1 protein-coding gene and 1 pseudogene are annotated in these 1,200 nt (G+C 45.1%); both read left to right on the top strand.

The window, feature by feature from the left end; translation table 11 throughout:
* A pseudogene (locus tag IQ230_RS27215) lies at positions 1-114 on the top strand (IS982 family transposase); the annotation flags it as partial.
* Between the two features lie 142 nt (positions 115-256).
* Positions 257-1,096, top strand: a complete 840-nt coding sequence (locus tag IQ230_RS26210) for an NAD-dependent epimerase/dehydratase family protein (protein ID WP_193935096.1) — start codon at positions 257-259, stop codon at positions 1,094-1,096.
* The last annotated feature ends 104 nt before the right edge of the window (positions 1,097-1,200 follow it).

The following is a 1,200-nucleotide window of genomic DNA, read 5'->3' as shown; positions in this document are numbered from 1 at the left end:
CATCGTAGTCCCGTCAATTTTGGTGTTAATGTCCTCTGTGGTTTGATTGCTTATTGTCATCAGCCCAAAAAGCCCTCCCTTCACTTAGAATGGGCTTTACCTCCATCTGCTTAACCCGAACTCAGGTTAATAGAAATCTTGTTTTAGTGTACGAAGGTACACTTTGCTTGGATAGCCCCGACTTTAGTCGGAGGGCATCTTAATTCTTAAACTACTGGTTGTTTGACCAACTAAATTTCAGTATTGGAGAATGACAATGAAAGTTCTCGTAGCAGGCGCAACTGGATACATTGGCAGTGCTGTAGCAGAAGCTTTACAAGCCTCTGGACATCAAGTGATAGGATTGGCGCGTTCAGATGATGCAGTTCACAAACTAGATCGCAACATTCAAGCATTGCGCGGAGACTTACGTAACCCTACAAGCATTGCTGAAGGACTTCAACAAGTCGATGCTGTGATTTATGCTGCATCTACTAATGATGTAGAAATGCCACGTATCGAACAACTGGCAGTAGAAACGATTTTGGATGCTTTGAGTGGCACAGGGAAAACTTTTATCTACACAACTGGGATTTGGTTGTTGGGCAATACAGGCAATCAAGTGGCAACTGAGGATAGCCCACTCGATCCAACTCCATTAATTGCTTGGCGATCGCAGCTTGAGTCACTCGTTTTGAATGCTCGCGATCGCAACATTCAGGCGATCGTTATCCGACCCGCATTAGTTTATGGTCGAGGTGGAGGAATTATCGGCATGATGGTAGAAGCAGCGCGTCAGTATGGCGTTGTGCAGTACGTTGGCACAGGCGAGAATCGCTGGACGTTAATTCATGTCGATGATTTAGCGCTTTGCTACGTAGCTGCGTTAGAAGCTGAATCAGGCTCAATATTTATTGCTGCGGACGATCAAGTGATGCAATTAGGTGAAATCGCACAACTTGTCAGCTATGCAGCAGGAATTCCAGGTCAGGTGAAGTCTTGGCAGCTAGATGAGGCAAGGACTGCAATGGGAGCATTTGCTGATGCGCTTGTATTAGATCAACAGGTAAGCGGAGCAAAAGCCAAACAAATATTACAGCCTATTGCAGTTTTATGAGGCACAGTAGCAACAGTGAGTAAACCAGTTTTTCAAATGCACGGGATTAATTAAATCGAGTGCAGTGGCAATGAGAAGATCAACCCTGAATGCAGTAGTTGGGG

This window comes from Gloeocapsopsis crepidinum LEGE 06123, assembly GCF_015207655.1.
GTDB classification, from domain to species: domain Bacteria; phylum Cyanobacteriota; class Cyanobacteriia; order Cyanobacteriales; family Chroococcidiopsidaceae; genus Gloeocapsopsis; species Gloeocapsopsis crepidinum.
This window is presented reverse-complemented; position numbering and strand designations above follow the sequence as displayed.

Coding starts and splice junctions, on each gene's coding strand:
- IQ230_RS26210 (WP_193935096.1), top strand. CDS start 257: ATGAAAGTTCTCGTAGCAGGCGCAACTGGATACATTGGCAGTGCTGTA.